At 55.7% G+C, this 15,865-nt stretch carries 21 protein-coding genes; 16 read left to right on the top strand and 5 right to left on the bottom strand.

The features are described 5' to 3' along the window. Nucleotides 1-28: 28 nt before the first annotated feature. Nucleotides 29-1,516, top strand: coding sequence for an alpha-amylase (gene amyA, locus MUU51_RS17390; protein WP_258968219.1), 1,488 nt, complete (start codon nucleotides 29-31; stop codon nucleotides 1,514-1,516). A 64-nt stretch (nucleotides 1,517-1,580) separates the two neighbouring features. Here the strand turns inward: amyA and yedD are convergent, their stop codons facing one another. The 4 genes from yedD to fliE all read right to left on the bottom strand — a co-directional run bounded on the left by yedD (nucleotide 1,581) and on the right by fliE (nucleotide 3,442). Beyond that, nucleotides 1,581-1,994 (bottom strand): lipoprotein YedD, encoded by a 414-nt coding sequence (gene yedD / locus MUU51_RS17385; RefSeq protein ID WP_159775431.1) that lies wholly within the window; start codon nucleotides 1,992-1,994, stop codon nucleotides 1,581-1,583. A gap of 61 nt (nucleotides 1,995-2,055) precedes the next feature. After that, complete coding sequence (locus MUU51_RS17380; protein ID WP_159775433.1) at nucleotides 2,056-2,499, bottom strand: DUF421 domain-containing protein; 444 nt, start codon at nucleotides 2,497-2,499, stop codon at nucleotides 2,056-2,058. Nucleotides 2,500-2,508: 9 nt separating this feature from the next. Next, nucleotides 2,509-3,021 carry a hypothetical protein gene (locus tag MUU51_RS17375; protein WP_258968218.1) on the bottom strand — a complete coding sequence of 171 codons (513 nt, stop codon included), beginning with the start codon at nucleotides 3,019-3,021 and terminating at the stop codon, nucleotides 2,509-2,511. 109 nt (nucleotides 3,022-3,130) lie between these two features. Next, the gene (gene fliE / locus MUU51_RS17370; RefSeq protein ID WP_159775439.1) at nucleotides 3,131-3,442 is read right to left on the bottom strand and encodes a flagellar hook-basal body complex protein FliE; all 312 of its coding nucleotides are present in this window, start codon (nucleotides 3,440-3,442) and stop codon (nucleotides 3,131-3,133) included. A 215-nt stretch (nucleotides 3,443-3,657) separates the two neighbouring features. On the opposite strand from fliE, the gene fliF reads away from it, so the two are divergent. From fliF to rcsA, 14 genes are all read left to right on the top strand, one after another. Beyond that, nucleotides 3,658-5,337: a flagellar basal-body MS-ring/collar protein FliF gene (fliF, locus tag MUU51_RS17365; RefSeq protein ID WP_258968217.1), complete on the top strand. Its 1,680-nt coding sequence runs from the start codon at nucleotides 3,658-3,660 to the stop codon at nucleotides 5,335-5,337. Beyond that, nucleotides 5,330-6,331, top strand: coding sequence for a flagellar motor switch protein FliG (fliG, locus tag MUU51_RS17360; protein WP_110509621.1), 1,002 nt, complete (start codon nucleotides 5,330-5,332; stop codon nucleotides 6,329-6,331). The genes fliF and fliG overlap by 8 nt, the downstream gene beginning before the upstream one ends. Continuing rightward, nucleotides 6,324-7,022, top strand: a complete 699-nt coding sequence (gene fliH, locus MUU51_RS17355) for a flagellar assembly protein FliH (RefSeq protein ID WP_258968216.1) — start codon at nucleotides 6,324-6,326, stop codon at nucleotides 7,020-7,022. Before fliG ends, fliH begins: the two co-directional genes overlap by 8 nt. Next, on the top strand, nucleotides 7,022-8,392 hold the full coding sequence (gene fliI / locus MUU51_RS17350; RefSeq protein ID WP_258968215.1) for a flagellar protein export ATPase FliI: 1,371 nt from the start codon (nucleotides 7,022-7,024) through the stop codon (nucleotides 8,390-8,392). Before fliH ends, fliI begins: the two co-directional genes overlap by 1 nt. Before the next feature lie 18 nt (nucleotides 8,393-8,410). Continuing rightward, nucleotides 8,411-8,854 carry a flagellar export protein FliJ gene (gene fliJ / locus MUU51_RS17345; RefSeq protein WP_258968214.1) on the top strand — a complete coding sequence of 148 codons (444 nt, stop codon included), beginning with the start codon at nucleotides 8,411-8,413 and terminating at the stop codon, nucleotides 8,852-8,854. Beyond that, nucleotides 8,851-10,074: a flagellar hook length control protein FliK gene (gene fliK / locus MUU51_RS17340; protein WP_258968213.1), complete on the top strand. Its 1,224-nt coding sequence runs from the start codon at nucleotides 8,851-8,853 to the stop codon at nucleotides 10,072-10,074. Before fliJ ends, fliK begins: the two co-directional genes overlap by 4 nt. Nucleotides 10,075-10,179: 105 nt before the next feature. Continuing rightward, nucleotides 10,180-10,647 (top strand): flagellar basal body-associated protein FliL, encoded by a 468-nt coding sequence (gene fliL, locus MUU51_RS17335; protein ID WP_159775449.1) that lies wholly within the window; start codon nucleotides 10,180-10,182, stop codon nucleotides 10,645-10,647. A 4-nt stretch (nucleotides 10,648-10,651) separates the two neighbouring features. Beyond that, nucleotides 10,652-11,656 (top strand): flagellar motor switch protein FliM, encoded by a 1,005-nt coding sequence (gene fliM, locus MUU51_RS17330; protein WP_159775451.1) that lies wholly within the window; start codon nucleotides 10,652-10,654, stop codon nucleotides 11,654-11,656. Then, nucleotides 11,653-12,066, top strand: a complete 414-nt coding sequence (gene fliN, locus MUU51_RS17325) for a flagellar motor switch protein FliN (RefSeq protein WP_110509614.1) — start codon at nucleotides 11,653-11,655, stop codon at nucleotides 12,064-12,066. The genes fliM and fliN overlap by 4 nt, the downstream gene beginning before the upstream one ends. 1 nt (nucleotide 12,067) lies before the next feature. Further along, nucleotides 12,068-12,451: a flagellar biosynthetic protein FliO gene (gene fliO, locus MUU51_RS17320; RefSeq protein ID WP_159775453.1), complete on the top strand. Its 384-nt coding sequence runs from the start codon at nucleotides 12,068-12,070 to the stop codon at nucleotides 12,449-12,451. After that, complete coding sequence (fliP, locus tag MUU51_RS17315; RefSeq protein WP_258968212.1) at nucleotides 12,451-13,188, top strand: flagellar type III secretion system pore protein FliP; 738 nt, start codon at nucleotides 12,451-12,453, stop codon at nucleotides 13,186-13,188. The genes fliO and fliP overlap by 1 nt, the downstream gene beginning before the upstream one ends. Nucleotides 13,189-13,199: 11 nt before the next feature. Next, entirely contained in the window at nucleotides 13,200-13,469 is a 270-nt protein-coding gene (gene fliQ / locus MUU51_RS17310) for a flagellar biosynthesis protein FliQ (protein ID WP_110509611.1), read from the top strand. Between the two features lie 5 nt (nucleotides 13,470-13,474). Beyond that, a complete protein-coding gene (gene fliR / locus MUU51_RS17305; RefSeq protein WP_159775457.1) occupies nucleotides 13,475-14,269 on the top strand; it encodes a flagellar biosynthetic protein FliR in 795 nt (264 codons plus the stop codon). A 282-nt stretch (nucleotides 14,270-14,551) separates the two neighbouring features. Continuing rightward, on the top strand, nucleotides 14,552-15,175 hold the full coding sequence (gene rcsA, locus MUU51_RS17300) for a transcriptional regulator RcsA (RefSeq protein ID WP_159753315.1): 624 nt from the start codon (nucleotides 14,552-14,554) through the stop codon (nucleotides 15,173-15,175). A gap of 46 nt (nucleotides 15,176-15,221) precedes the next feature. Here rcsA and dsrB read toward each other — a convergent pair whose 3' ends face one another. Beyond that, nucleotides 15,222-15,410 carry a protein DsrB gene (gene dsrB, locus MUU51_RS17295; protein WP_159753313.1) on the bottom strand — a complete coding sequence of 63 codons (189 nt, stop codon included), beginning with the start codon at nucleotides 15,408-15,410 and terminating at the stop codon, nucleotides 15,222-15,224. A gap of 130 nt (nucleotides 15,411-15,540) precedes the next feature. On the opposite strand from dsrB, the gene yodD reads away from it, so the two are divergent. Continuing rightward, on the top strand, nucleotides 15,541-15,768 hold the full coding sequence (yodD, locus tag MUU51_RS17290; protein WP_110509607.1) for a YodD family peroxide/acid resistance protein: 228 nt from the start codon (nucleotides 15,541-15,543) through the stop codon (nucleotides 15,766-15,768). Nucleotides 15,769-15,865: the final 97 nt, after the last annotated feature.

Genomic DNA, 15,865 nt, shown 5'->3' with positions numbered 1-15,865 from the left:
AAGTCTCCTGGTCACACGGAGTCCGTATATGCGCAATCCTACCCTGTTGCAATGTTTTCACTGGTATTACCCCACTGGCGGTGAATTGTGGCGAGAGGTCGAAGCGCTTGCACCCAATCTCAATGAAATTGGCGTCAACATGATTTGGCTGCCCCCGGCGTATAAAGGCGCTTCGGGCGGATATTCCGTCGGCTACGACAGCTACGATCTTTTCGACCTCGGCGAGTTTGATCAAAAAGGATCGGTTGCCACCAAATACGGTGATAAAGCTCAACTGCTGGCTGCTATCGATGCGCTGAAAAAGAACGATATCGCAGTGCTGCTCGACGTGGTGGTGAACCATAAAATGGGCGCCGATGAAAAAGAACGCATCCACGTCCAGCGCGTCAACGAGCAGGACCGCACGCAAATTGACGATGAAGTCATCGAATGCGACGCGTGGACCAAATACACTTTCCCGGTTCGCGCAGGGAAATATTCGCGGTTTGTCTGGGATTACAAATGCTTCAGTGGTATCGATCACATCGAAAATCCTGACGAGAACGGCGTATTTAAAATCGTCAATGATTACAGCGGCGAAGGCTGGAACGATCAGGTCGACAACGAAATGGGCAACTTCGACTACCTGATGGGCGAGAATATCGATTTCCGCAATCATGCGGTCACCGAGGAACTCAAATACTGGGCGCGCTGGGTGATGGAACAAACGCAATGCGACGGTTTCCGTCTGGATGCGGTGAAACACATTCCGGCGTGGTTCTACAAAGAGTGGATTGAACACGTACAGGAAGTGGCGCCAAAGCCGCTGTTCATCGTGGCGGAATACTGGTCCCACGAAGTCGATAAGCTCCAGCAGTATATCGATCAGGTCGACGGGCAGACGCTGCTGTTTGATGCACCATTGCAGATGAAATTCCACGAGGCCTCGCGCCTGGGCCGCGATTATGACATGAGCCAGATTTTCACCGGTACGCTGGTGGAAGCCGACCCGTTCCACGCTATTACGCTGGTCACCAATCACGACACTCAACCACTACAGGCGCTGGAAGCCCCGGTCGAACCGTGGTTTAAACCGCTGGCCTATGCGCTGATATTACTGCGAGAAAATGGCGTGCCCTCGGTGTTCTACGCTGACCTGTTCGGGGCGATTTACGAAGACACCGGTGGCGACGGCAACAGCTATAAAATCGACATGCCGGTGATTGAGCAGCTACACGAACTGATTGACGCCCGCCAGCGCTTTGCCCACGGCGTGCAAACGCTCTGGTTCGATCATCCAAACTGTATCGCTTTCAGCCGAAGCGGAACTGACGATGCACCCGGCTGTGTGGTGGTATTGTCCAACGGCGACGAAGGCGAAAAAACGCTGACGCTCGGCGACAACTACGGCAACAAGCGCTGGAAAGATTTTCTCAATAATCGCGAGGAAGTGGTCGAAACCGATGCGCAGGGCAACGGCATCTTTACCTGCAACGGCGGCAGCGTGAGCGTGTGGGTAATGGAAGACGTGCTTTAAGGTATGAGCTCAAACTCACCCCGGCGGCGCGATATGCCAGCAGGGGTGACTAACGCAATCCAGGTTATGGCAGCGGAGAAATCAGCGGATTCTTTTGCAGGTAATCCGCGCATTCCTGGGTCGGCCGGTCAACGCGCTTGAGCGTCATGCGGTCGTAATCGATGCGCTCGCCTTCCCGGTCGATGGCGTAAACTTCTTTCTTGTTCGTGACATTGTAAATGTCGTCATCACGCAGCATCAGCTTACCTGGTCGCGCGATAACGCGTTGCCACTGGCGACAATCCAGCGTATCGCCCTCTTTGGTGATAACCAGCGTGGCTATCGCTTCCGGGCTGACCATCGCACTCTGCGGGCCTTCCGACTGCCAGTAACCCGCCAGATCCGAAGGCGCTGGCGCTTTCACCACCTGATTATAATCATCCACCTGGACACACCCGCTTAATGCCAGCAGCGCGCCGAGAATCGCAATCTTTTTCATCACCTATCCTGAAAACCGTGAAAAAAATATTGTGTCATTAAAGCGTTATCGCTTCCAGCCTTTACTGCTGCGCGATGATTGAGATATGACCGTTACTTTCGAGGATCGCAAATTTAATCTGCGAAAGCGCAGTCAGCCCCTGGTTGTTTCGCGCCGACACCATAATGTCGTCCTCAGAGATATCGGCCATCCGCATTTTTTCCCGCATCAGAACACCGTGCTCAACCAGAATGACCGGGGAACCGTCAATCATCTCCTCGGCGCCGGGCAGGTATTTTTTGATTTTCCCGAACAGCATGTCCATTACGATAAGCGTGACGATACTGAGTACAGAGCCTGTCACCGAGAAATCGCTGCCCAGCAGTGCCTGCTGAGTGGCTTCACTGATGATGAGCAGAAGAATCAAATCAAAGGAGGTCATCTGCAACAAGGCACGCCGACCCGCGATTTTAAAAACCAGGACTAATACCAGATAAATAACGACAGCCCTGAGGATCATATCCATGCGCGGCCCTCAAGGATAGATGAATTGCGTGAGCGAAACGGCAGGCTGCTGATTTATCCGTAACGTGGAAACAACGTTGCCCCAACGACGCGGCTGAATACTCAACCACAGCGTATGCTGCCCCCCTTCGGGCTGGTCGTGGAATTCCAGCGTCATACTGCCGTCATGACTGCTAAAGCGCCATGGCTGCGGATACAGCGCATTAATTTCGAAAGTATCCATAAACTGCCCACCGAGCGTCACAGTGTAGTTCTCGCCCGGCGGCGCGTTCAGGGTGAGCTTGAGGTCCATATCGCTCTGGTTGCGGCCAAACCGTTCATAGTCCACGTCGACCTTGCCGTCAGTGGATGCCAGGTGGGCATTGCTGAACACCCCTTTCGAAAACAGGCCGCAGAACCCGGCCAATAACAGGAGGACTAACAACACAAATCCGTACTGACGGGCAGCATTTTCCACCCGTAACCAGAAAATGTTTTCCGCCACCGGCGCGGAGTGCGGCGAAGAAGTTTTGATGACTGGCATGATTGTCTCTGCGTTAGCGGGCCGTAAAGGAAGTATGGTCGCTAACGCAGTAACGGGAAGTGTCGACGGGAAAAAGTTATGCCCTGGTGGCAGGTGATGTGGTGCGGACCTAAACTTGCATGCCCATCACTTCCTGGTAGGCCGACACCAGCTTATTCCGCACCTGAATGCCCATCTGCAGCGATACGGAGGATTTTTGCAGGTCGGTCATCACATCATTCAATGCAATCCCCGGCTCGCCTAAGGTAAATTTCTCAGCCTGCGCTTTGGCGCTGTTTTGCGTATCGCTGATGCGATCGAGGGCGGCATTGAGCTGGCCCGCAAAGCTGATAGACGGCTGTTCTTCCACCTGCTGATTGCGCGCGACGCTGGCCGCAGCCTGCATCTGCGTCAATACCCCTTCGATACCTGTAATGGCCATGTTAATCCCCCTGGTCGATGTCATTGAGAATAAGATTATCAGTTTGTCAATGAGATAAAGGCGCTAATTAACGTTAAAAACCTCGACTATTTGACCCATAGAAAATTCTGGAACAACAAATAATGGCATAGCACCCATTTTGCCTTTGCCGACCGGGAGTCAGCCTTGCTTTTGTACACGTTTAACGCCATCGACCTGGATTCACGAGGTGCGCAATGAGCGCGACAGCCACGACCACGACACCAACCAAGATGCCTGAGTGGGTCGCTCGCCTGCGCGCCAACCCGAAAATCCCATTAATGGTTGCCAGCGCAGCCGCCGTCGCGATCGTTGTCGCGCTGGTGCTGTGGGCGAAAGCGCCTGACTACCGCACGCTGTTCAGCAACCTGACCGATCAGGACGGCGGTGCCATCGTCACTCAGCTTCAGCAAATGAACGTCCCGTATCGCTTTGCCGATAGCGGCGGCGCCATTGAAGTGCCTGCCGATAAAGTGCATGAGCTGCGTTTACGACTCGCCCAGCAAGGTCTGCCAAAAGGCGGTGCGGTTGGGTTTGAGCTGCTGGATCAGGAAAAATTCGGCATCAGCCAGTTCAGCGAGCAGGTGAACTATCAGCGTGCGCTGGAGGGTGAACTCGCCCGTACCATCGAAACGCTCGGCCCGGTGAAAAGCGCCCGCGTGCATCTGGCCATGCCGAAGCCTTCATTATTTGTGCGTGAGCAGAAACTCCCCTCTGCTTCCGTTACCCTGAACCTCGAACCGGGCCGTGCGCTTGATGAAGGCCAGATTGCGGCGGTGGTACATTTGGTGTCCAGCGCTGTAGCCGGCCTGCCGCCGGGCAACGTGACGCTGGTCGATCAGGGCGGTCATCTGTTGACCCAATCCAATACCGGCGATCGCGACCTGAATGACGCTCAGCTGAAATATGCCTCTGATGTTGAAGCCCGCGTGCAGCGCCGCATCGAATCGATTCTGTCGCCGATTGTTGGCAACGGAAACATCCACGCGCAGGTCACCGCGCAGATCAACTTCGACAATAAAGAGCAGACTGAAGAGCAATACAGCCCGAACGGCGATGCCAGCCAGGCAGTAATGCGTTCGCGTCAGGTGAATGAGAGCGAGCAGGTAGGCGGCCAGAACCCAGGCGGCGTGCCGGGGGCATTGTCCAACTCCCCTGCTCCCGCGCCGAATGCCCCTATCTCGACGCCACCAGCGAACCAGCAGGCAGGTGCGCAAGGTCAGCAGCGTAATACCAGCACGAATACCCAGAGCGGGCCGCGCAACAGTTCGCGTAACGAAACCACCAACTACGAAGTCGACCGGACGATTCGTCACACCAAAATGAACGTCGGCGATATCCAGCGCCTGTCGGTGGCGGTGGTGGTGAACTACAAAAATCTGCCGGACGGCAAGCCGCTGCCGCTGACCGCCGATCAGATGAAGCAAATTGAAGATCTGACCCGCGAAGCGATGGGCTACTCCACTACCCGCGGCGACACTCTGAACGTAGTCAACTCACCGTTTACCGCAGGCGACGAAAGCGGTGGCGAACTGCCATTCTGGCAACAGCAGTCGTTCATCGACCAGATGCTGTCCGCCGGACGCTGGGTCCTGATTGCCCTGGTGGCGTGGATCCTGTGGCGCAAAGCCGTGCGTCCACAGCTGGTGCGCCGCGAGGAAATCGCTAAAGCCGCGCAGGAAGAAGCGAAAATGGAGCGCGAAACTGCCGATGCGGTGGAAGTTCGCCTCAGCAAAGATGAACAACTGCAGAGTCGTCGCGTTAACCAGCGTCTGAGCGCAGAAGTGATGAGCCAGCGTATTCGCGAAATGTCAGACAACGATCCGCGCGTCGTCGCGCTGGTCATTCGCCAGTGGATGAGCAACGACCATGAGTAACACGACCCTTTCAGGTACCGATAAAAGCGTCATCCTGCTGATGACCATTGGCGAAGATCGCGCGGCGGAGGTGTTCAAGCACCTCAACACCCGCGAGGTGCAAACCCTCAGTGCGGCGATGGCCAACGTGCGTCAGATTTCAAACAAGCAGTTGACCGACGTGCTGGCAGAGTTTGAGCAGGAAGCCGAACAGTATGCGGCGCTGAACGTTAACGCCAACGAATACCTGCGTTCGGTGCTGGTGAAAGCGCTGGGCGAAGAGCGTGCCGCCAGCCTGCTGGAAGATATTCTCGAAACCCGCGAAACCACCAGCGGTATCGAAACGCTCAACTTTATGGAGCCACAAAGCGCCGCCGATCTTATTCGCGACGAGCATCCGCAGATCATCGCCACCATCCTCGTGCACCTCAAACGCGGTCAGGCCGCGGATATTCTGGCGCTGTTTGACGAGCGTCTGCGTCACGACGTGATGCTGCGTATCGCCACCTTTGGCGGCGTGCAGCCAGCGGCCCTGGCGGAGCTGACCGAAGTGCTGAACAACCTGCTCGACGGTCAGAATCTCAAGCGCAGCAAAATGGGCGGCGTGAGAACCGCGGCAGAAATTATCAACCTGATGAAAACGCAGCAGGAAGAAGCGGTCATTACTGCCGTACGCGAATTCGACGGCGAGCTGGCGCAGAAAATCATCGACGAGATGTTCCTGTTCGAAAACCTGGTCGAAGTGGACGACCGCAGCATCCAGCGCCTGTTGCAGGAAGTGGATTCCGAATCCCTGCTCATCGCACTCAAAGGTGCCGAACAGCCGCTGCGCGAGAAGTTCCTGCGCAATATGTCCCAGCGTGCCGCCGATATCCTGCGCGACGACCTGGCCAACCGTGGCCCGGTTCGTCTGTCTCAGGTCGAGAACGAACAGAAAGCGATTCTGCTTATTGTGCGTCGTTTAGCGGAAACCGGCGAGATGGTGATTGGCAGCGGAGACGACACTTATGTCTGATTCCACACCCTGGAAAATCTGGCAGCCTGACGACCTCGCCCCACCGATGCAGGCGTTTGTGCCAGAGTTCAGTGAAAGCCGCGTCGAAGAGCCGGTCGATGAGATTTCCGAAGAGCAAAAGCTGCAACAGCAGCTGGCGCAGATACAGATGCAGGCCCACGAACAGGGCTATAACGCCGGACTGGCAGAAGGTCGCGCCGCCGGACAGTCACAGGGTTATCAGGAAGGTTTAGCGCAAGGCCTCGAACAGGGCCAGGCGCAGGCGCAACAGCAGCAGATCCCACTGCATGCACGGATGCAGCAGCTGGTCAGTGAGTTCCAGCACACGCTGGATGCGCTGGACAGCGTGATCGCTTCGCGTCTGATGCAAATGGCGCTGGAAGCTGCGCGTCAGGTGATCGGCCAGGCGCCGATTGTCGATAACTCGGCGCTGATCAAACAGATTCAGGCTTTGTTGCAGCAGGAACCGTTGTTCAGTGGCAAACCGCAGTTGCGCGTACACCCTGACGATTTACAGCGCGTGGAAGATATGGTCGGCGCAACGCTAAGCCTGCATGGATGGCGACTGCGCGGTGACCCGTCGCTGCACCATGGTGGCTGTAAAATTTCCGCCGATGAGGGTGACCTCGACGCCAGCGTCGCCACCCGCTGGCAGGAGCTGTGCCGCCTGGCCGCTCCGGGAGTGGTGTAATGACCGCTCGCCTGACCCGTTGGCTCAACACACTCGATAATTTCGAAACCAAAATGACGCAGCTGCCGTCGGTGCGGCGCTATGGGCGTTTGACCCGCGCCACCGGGCTGGTGCTGGAAGCCACCGGGCTGCAATTGCCGCTCGGCGCGACCTGCATTATTGAACGTCAGAACGGAACCGAAACGCACGAAGTGGAAAGCGAAGTGGTGGGCTTCAACGGTCAGCGCTTGTTTTTGATGCCACTCGAAGAGGTGGAAGGCATTTTGCCTGGCGCACGCGTGTATGCGCGTAACGCCTCCGGCGACGGTCTGCAAAGCGGGAAACAGTTACCACTCGGCCCGGCGCTGCTCGGGCGCGTACTCGACGGCGCAGGTAAACCGCTCGACGGCCTGCCCGCCCCGGACACCACCGAAACCGGCGCGTTAATCACCCAGCCGTTTAACCCGTTGCAGCGTACCGCCATTGAACACGTGCTCGACACCGGCGTGCGGCCGATTAACGCCCTGCTCACCGTTGGACGCGGTCAGCGTATGGGCCTGTTCGCCGGTTCCGGCGTTGGTAAAAGCGTGCTGCTCGGCATGATGGCGCGCTACACCCAGGCCGATGTGATTGTGGTGGGCCTGATTGGCGAACGTGGTCGCGAAGTAAAAGATTTTATCGAGAACATTCTCGGGGCCGATGGACGCGCGCGTTCGGTGGTCATCGCGGCACCCGCTGACGTCTCTCCGCTGCTGCGTATGCAAGGGGCGGCCTACGCCACACGCATTGCCGAAGATTTTCGTGACCGTGGTCAGCACGTGTTGCTGATCATGGATTCTCTGACCCGTTACGCCATGGCCCAGCGTGAAATCGCGCTGGCTATCGGCGAACCGCCCGCGACCAAAGGCTACCCGCCTTCGGTATTTGCCAAGCTGCCCGCGCTGGTTGAACGCGCCGGGAACGGCATCAGCGGCGGCGGCTCAGTCACTGCTTTTTATACCGTGCTCACCGAAGGCGACGATCAGCAGGATCCAATCGCTGACTCCGCGCGCGCGATCCTTGACGGCCACATCGTGCTGTCCCGCCGTCTGGCGGAAGCGGGCCACTATCCGGCCATCGACATCGAAGCCTCTATCAGCCGCGCCATGACGTCTCTGATCACCGAGAAGCACTACGCCCGGGTGAGAAACTTCAAACAACTGCTTTCCAGCTTCCAGCGCAACCGCGACCTGGTGAGCGTCGGGGCGTATGCCAAAGGCAGCGATCCGATGCTCGACAAGGCGATCGCGCTGTGGCCGCAGCTGGAGGGCTTTCTGCAACAAGGTATTTTCGAAAAAGCAGACTGGGAAGAGTCACTTCAGGCACTTGAGATTATCTTCCCGGCAACCTGAGAGCAGGAGTAAATCATCATGGCTGAACATGGCGCATTAACCACGCTGAAAGAACTGGCCGAAAAAGACGTCGACAACGCCGCCCTGCAGCTGGGCGAGATGCGACGCGGCTGCCAGCAGGCGGAAGAGCAACTGAAGATGCTGATGGATTACCAGCTTGAGTACCAGAATAACCTGAACGACAACATGTCTCAGGGCATGGCCAGCCTGCGCTGGCAGAATTATCAGCAGTTTATTCAGACCCTGGAAAAGGCTATCGATCAGCATCGCCAGCAGCTGTTGCTGTGGAACCGTAAAGTCGAGCAGGCATTGAACGCCTGGCGTGAGAAAAAGCAGCGTTTGCAGGCATGGCAGACGCTACAGGACCGACAGGCCGCTGCGACACTGTTGGCGGAAAACCGTCTGGACCAGAAAAAAATGGATGAGTTCGCCCAGCGTGCCACCTTAAGGAAACCCGAATGATTACTCTGCCGAAACTTATCGTCAGTGATACCGACATCTCCCCTTCTGGACAAAGTAGCGCGACCACCGGTACCGCTGACAGCGCTCAGGACTTTTTTGCCCTGCTCTCCGGCGCGATGTCCGGTAAGACGGGCAAAGACGGCAAGCTGACGCTGGCCGACCTCCAGGAAGCGAGCCAAAAACTGCCTCAGAGCGAGGCCAAAACCACGCTCAGCAAACTGCTGGCGCAGCAGACTGACGCGGATGCGAAGACGCTGGACGCCACCACACTGGCCGACGCGCAGTCGGTGTTGAGCACGCTGACGCCAGAAGCCAAAAGCGACGTGGTAAAGCAGTTGACCAAAGATTTGCAAAAGAGCGACGACAAACCGTCGTTGAGTGATGAAGAGATGGCCGGTTTGAGCGCGCTGATGGCGATGCTGCCACATACCGCGACCGCCACCGCCGCACTGCCCGCGACCCAGACAGCTGGCGTGACTGCTACGTCCGGTTCTTCTGCGAAAGGCTTTGCAGAATTAGCATCTACGGCAACCCGCGTCGGCAATGGCAATACCGGGCATACCACGGGTAAGGAATTTACGTTGCCTCAGGCGGCGCATGGCCTGCAAACCGTTCAGGTTGACGATGCCGCCGGCAGCCAGAGCACCCCGCTGGTGGCTGCAGCCGCAGCGAAAACCGATGCCGACAGTTCACTCTCAGCCGCGGCGCCGACGGTAAACATCGCCCCTGTTATCAGCAACGCCACCGCCACGGTGAATACGCACCCAGTGGTGACCGTCAACTCTCAGCTCGGTACGCCGGAGTGGCAGCAGAACGTTAGCCAGCAGATCACGCTGTTTACCCGTCAGGGCCAGCAAACCGCCGAGCTTAAGCTGCATCCGGAAAACTTAGGCCAGGTGAATATCACCCTCAAGATTGACGATAACCAGGCGCAAATTCAGATGATGTCACCGCACAGTCACGTGCGTGCCGCGCTGGAAGCGGCTATCCCGACGCTGCGCACGCAGCTGGCGGATAACGGTATTCAGCTGTCGCAGAGCAACGTCAGCGGCGAAAGTTTTGCCGGACAACAACAGCAGCAATCCTCTTTCGGTCAGTCTTCTTCGCAACGTTCTGCTGAAGGTCGGGCATTTGCTGCCGATGAAGAAGAGACCCTGAGCGTTCCGGTGAGTCTGCAAGCGCAGGCCCGGGGGAACGGCAGCGTCGACACGTTCGCCTAACGCCAGAGGTAGCACGATTATTCCCGTCTTTTCCACCCTTTGAGCTGGACTTAAGTCGGGATAATCACCTGATAAGCAGTACCGAATACAGGAAAGACGTAACCGATGACAGACACCGCGGTAACAAAGAAAAGTAAGCGCTCAATCTGGATCCCACTGCTGGTGCTGGTAACGCTCGCAGCCTGCGCAACCGCAGGCTATAGCTACTGGCGTATGCAGCAGCAGCCTTCCGCTGATGCGAAGAAAGAGGCTCCGCCGCCACCGGCGCCGGTGTTCTGGGCGCTGGATACCTTTACGGTGAACCTGGGCGACGCCGATCGTGTGCTTTACGTTGGCATTACGCTGCGTCTGAAAGATGAAGCGACCCGTTCGCGACTGAACGAATACCTACCGGAAGTGCGTAGCCGTTTACTGCTGCTGTTCTCCCGTCAGGATGCAAACAAACTGGCGACGGATACCGGGAAACAAGACCTGGTGAACGCCATCAAACAGACACTTGCACCACCTCTGGTGGCGGGCCAACCGAAGCAGGATGTGACTGACGTGCTGTATACAGCTTTCATACTGCGGTAATCCCATGGGCGACAGTATTCTTTCTCAGGCCGAAATTGACGCGCTGCTGAACGGCGACAGCGAGAAGAGCGATGAACCTCAGGCCGGTGCCCCCGGCGAGAGTGAAATTCGTCCCTATGATCCTAATACCCAGCGTCGTGTGGTGCGCGAACGCCTGCAGGCGCTGGAAATTATTAACGAGCGTTTCGCCCGTCAGTTCCGTATGGGGCTGTTTAACCTGCTGCGTCGTAGCCCGGACATTACCGTCGGCGCGATCCGCATTCAGCCTTATCACGAGTTTGCCCGCAACCTGCCGGTGCCGACCAACCTGAACCTTATCCACCTGAAGCCGCTGCGCGGCACCGGGCTGTTTGTGTTCTCGCCAAGCCTGGTGTTTATCGCCGTCGACAACCTGTTTGGCGGCGACGGGCGTTTCCCGACCAAAGTGGAAGGCCGCGAATTTACGCACACCGAACAGCGCGTGATTAACCGCATGCTGAAGCTGGCGCTGGAAGGTTATAGCGACGCGTGGAAAGCGATTAACCCGCTGGAAGTGGAGTACGTGCGTTCCGAGATGCAGGTGAAATTCACCAACATCACCACCTCGCCGAACGACATCGTGGTCAATACCCCCTTCCATGTGGAAATTGGCAACCTGACCGGTGAATTTAATATTTGCCTGCCGTTCAGCATGATTGAGCCGCTGCGCGAACTGCTGGTCAACCCGCCGCTGGAGAACTCCCGCAGTGAAGATCAGAACTGGCGCGAAAATCTGGTTCGCCAGGTACAGCATTCCGAACTTGAGCTGGTGGCTAATTTTGCCGACATCTCTCTGCGCCTGTCGCAGATCTTAAAACTCCAGCCAGGCGATGTGCTGCCGATAGACAAACCGGATCGCATTATCGCCAATGTAGACGGTGTGCCGGTATTGACCAGCCAGTATGGCACGGTGAACGGTCAATATGCGCTGCGCGTAGAGCATTTGATCAACCCGATTTTGAATTCGCTGAATGAGGAACAGCCCAAATGAGTGATATGAATAATCCGTCCGATGAAAACAGCGGTGCGATGGACGATCTGTGGGCTGAAGCGTTAAGCGAACAGAAAACAACCGGCAGCAAAAGTGCCGCCGACGCGGTGTTCCAGCAACTGGGTGGCGGCGACGTCAGCGGTACGTTGCAGGACATTGACCTGATCATGGATATTCCGGTCAAACTGACCGTTGAACTCGGCCGCACCCGGATGACCATCAAAGAGCTGCTGCGCCTGACGCAGGGTTCGGTGGTGTCGCTGGACGGTCTGGCCGGTGAGCCGCTGGATATTCTGATCAACGGCTATCTGATTGCCCAGGGTGAAGTGGTGGTGGTTGCCGACAAATACGGTGTGCGTATTACGGATATCATTACGCCGTCCGAACGTATGCGTCGCCTGAGCCGCTAAGATGAAACCCCAGCCTGGCATGTTACATCCGGTCACCACGGCCCCGCCATCGTCTCCGCTGATTGAAGTCAGCGGCGCGCTGTTGGGCATTATTCTGCTGATCCTGATAGCAGCGTGGCTCGCAAAACGCTTTGGCATAAGCGGCGTAAAAAATACCGCGACCAAAGCGTTAAAAGTCAGCGCCAGTGCGACGCTGGGCCAGCGCGAGCGCGTGGTGATTGTCGACGTGGAAGATGCCCGTCTGGTACTCGGCGTGACCGCCGCGCAGGTCACGCTGCTGCACAAACTGCCGCCGACGGTTATCGACCCGGACGCGCCTAAACCTGAAACCCCCGATTTTGCATCACTGATGAAATCCGTTATCAAGCGTCCTGGGAGACTCTGATGCGCCGCCTGTTGTCCTTTTCGCTTGTCGCGCTGCTGCTGTTGTCTCCCGCAGCGTTCGCTCAGTTGCCGGGTCTGGTGAGCCAACCGCTGCCTAACGGCGGTCAGAGCTGGTCGCTGCCGGTACAGACGCTGGTGTTTATCACCTCGCTGACCTTCCTGCCCGCTATTCTGCTGATGATGACCAGCTTCACCCGCATCATCATCGTGTTTGGCCTGCTGCGCAGCGCCCTCGGCACCGCTTCTGCCCCGCCGAATCAGGTGCTGCTCGGCCTGGCGCTGTTTCTGACGTTTTTCATCATGTCACCGGTTATCGACAAGATTTATAACGACGCCTATCAGCCGTTCAGCGAAGATAAAATCACCCTCGAACAGGCGATTGATAAAGGCTCACAGCCGCTGCGTGAATTTATGCTGCGCCAGACCCGTGAAGCGGATTTAGCGTTGTTTGCCCGTCTGGCCAATACGCCGCCGATCCAGGGCCCGGAAGCGGTTCCAATGCGTATTTTGCTGCCGGCGTATGTGACCAGCGAGCTGAAAACCGCGTTCCAGATTGGCTTCACCATTTTTATTCCGTTCCTGATTATCGACCTGGTGGTCGCCAGCGTACTGATGGCGCTGGGGATGATGATGGTCCCCCCCGCAACCATTGCGCTGCCATTCAAGCTGATGCTGTTCGTGCTGGTTGACGGCTGGCAGCTGCTGGTGGGTTCGCTGGCTCAAAGTTTCTACAGTTAAGGATTGCCGCCATGACGCCTGAATCGGTAATGATGCTTGGCACGGAGGCCATGAAAGTCGCGCTGGCGCTGGCAGCCCCGCTGCTGCTGGTGGCGCTGGTGACCGGCCTGCTGATCAGTATTTTGCAAGCGGCAACCCAGATTAACGAAATGACCCTGTCGTTCATTCCAAAAATCATCGCGGTATTCGTGGCGATTATCGTTGCTGGCCCGTGGATGCTGAACCTGCTGCTCGATTATGTGCGTACGCTGTTCACCAACCTGCCATACATCATCGGATAAGACAGATGTTACACGTCACCAGCGACCAATGGCTGCACTGGCTTAGCCTCTATTTCTGGCCGCTGCTGCGCGTGCTGGCGTTGATTTCCACCGCGCCAATCCTCAGTGAAAAATCGGTGCCGAAGCGCGTCAAGCTGGGCCTTGGGATTATCATCACTTTTATTATCGCGCCTTCCCTGCCCGCCACCGACGTGACGCTATTTTCCCCGAACGCGCTATGGCTGTCGTTGCAGCAAATCCTGATTGGCACTGCGCTCGGTTTTACCATGCAGTTTGCGTTCGCCGCGGTGCGAACCGCCGGGGAGGTTATCGGCCTGCAGATGGGCCTGTCATTTGCGACCTTCGTCGACCCCAGCAGCCATTTGAGTATGCCGGTATTGGCCCGCATTATGGATATGCTGGCGATGCTGCTGTTTCTGGTGTTTAACGGCCATCTGTGGCTGATTTCGCTGCTGGTCGATACTTTTCACACCCTGCCGATCGGCGGCCATCCACTCAACAGCAACGCCTTTATGGCTCTGACCCGCGCGGGTGGACTTATCTTCCTCAACGGGCTGATGCTGGCGCTGCCGGTAATCACCCTGCTGTTAACCATTAACCTGGCTCTGGGGATGCTCAACCGCATGGCCCCACAGCTGTCGGTGTTTGTTATTGGCTTCCCGATTACCCTGACCGTCGGTATTATTTTGATGGCCGCGTTAATGCCCCTCATTGCCCCTTTCTGTGAACATCTATTCAGCGAATTGTTTGATCTATTAGCAGATATTATCAGCGAGATGCCAAAGATAAGTTCTCCATGATAATAAAAGGGATATCCTAAGGATATTCTTAAAACCCGACTTCAAAAACATCTACCAGGATATATCTGGCGCGGGTTAATTGTTTTTACGGCCCTCACAGAACCTAACATTTACTTTACTTTAAGATGATTCCTGGCAAATTATACGTAACTTTACGGGATAGTTGAGGTCGCCCGATTCTCTTCCTTTGCTCTTTGTCAGTACAGGTTTAGCGCGTTGTGACAAATAAGAGACAATCGGGCTATGGGTTAATTATCGTTACGCATTGAGTGAGGGTATGCCATGTCAACGATTATTATGGATCTATGCAGTTACACCCGGCTTGGACTAACCGGGTACTTGACCAGCCGGGGGATAAGGAAACGTGATATCGGCGACGTCGAGACCATCAGTGAGCTTGAAGAGGCCTGCGGGACATTACGCCCGGCTGTCGTGTTCATTAATGAAGACTGCTTTATCCACGATACAGACAGCAGTCAGCAAATAAAGCAGATCATTAATCAACACCCCAGGACACTTTTTATCGTATTTATGGCAATTGCCAATATCCATTTTGATGAGTATCTGTTGGTTCGGGATAATCTGCTTATTAGCTCGAAATCGATTAAACCTGAATCCCTGGACGGTATTCTGGCGGATTATCTGCAGAAGATTAGCGATAACGTTAGCCGGGTTAACATCCCCACATTATCTTTAAGCAGGACTGAATCGAATATGCTAAAGATGTGGATGTCGGGACAGGGAACGATTCAAATATCCGACCAGATGAATATTAAGGCTAAAACGGTATCATCACATAAAGGTAATATTAAAAAGAAAATAAAAACCCACAATAAACAGGTTATTTATCACGTTGTCCGATTGACAGATAATGTAACGAGCGGGATCTACGTCAATATGCGTTGAAATAATGCGCTGCACTGGCGGAATTGCTCCGCCAGTGGAAAGACGTTTAGCCTACTTTTTCGACAAAAATGCCGTCATCATGGCCCGACTCATTAAAGAACCAGATCCCCATCGGGTAATCTTCCAGCGAAACCAGGTACATCGTCCCTTCACTGAATTGCTCTACTGCAAGCACCACACCTGGCCGACGCGGGCCACCGTCCGTTTTGACCGTTACTCGATCGTTAACCTGCATACCTTTTCTCCTGTCTTTTACTTCAGCCAGTGTAGAACAAAACGCCCGTGCTGACAGCGTCCGACGCGCCAATAGGTGTTTTTTTCAACGGTCTATACTTTAGGGTGGGAGAACATATGAGGGCCCCGCGATGAAAACTGCCAAAGAGTATAGCGATACTGCCAAGCGCGAAGTGAACGTTGATGTTGATGCCCTGCTCGACGCCATCAACGAAATCAGCGAAAGCGAAGTGCACCGCGCCGGAGACTCCACCCATCATGTCAGTATTGATGGACGTGAGTACCACACCTGGCGCGAGCTGGCCGAAGCTTTTGAGCTTGATATCCATGATTTCAGCATTACGGAAGTGAATCGCTGAACGCAGGCAAAAAAAACCCGACCATGGAGTGATCGGGTTGAAGCTTGCTTTAGCAAGAAGCACTTGAAAATTCGTTACACCAAGAAATCTGATGTGG

The organism is Scandinavium manionii (genome assembly GCF_024764775.1).
Taxonomy (GTDB): Bacteria; Pseudomonadota; Gammaproteobacteria; order Enterobacterales; family Enterobacteriaceae; genus Scandinavium; species Scandinavium manionii.
Note: the sequence above shows the minus strand (reverse complement) of the source record. Positions and strands in the feature narration are given on the sequence as shown.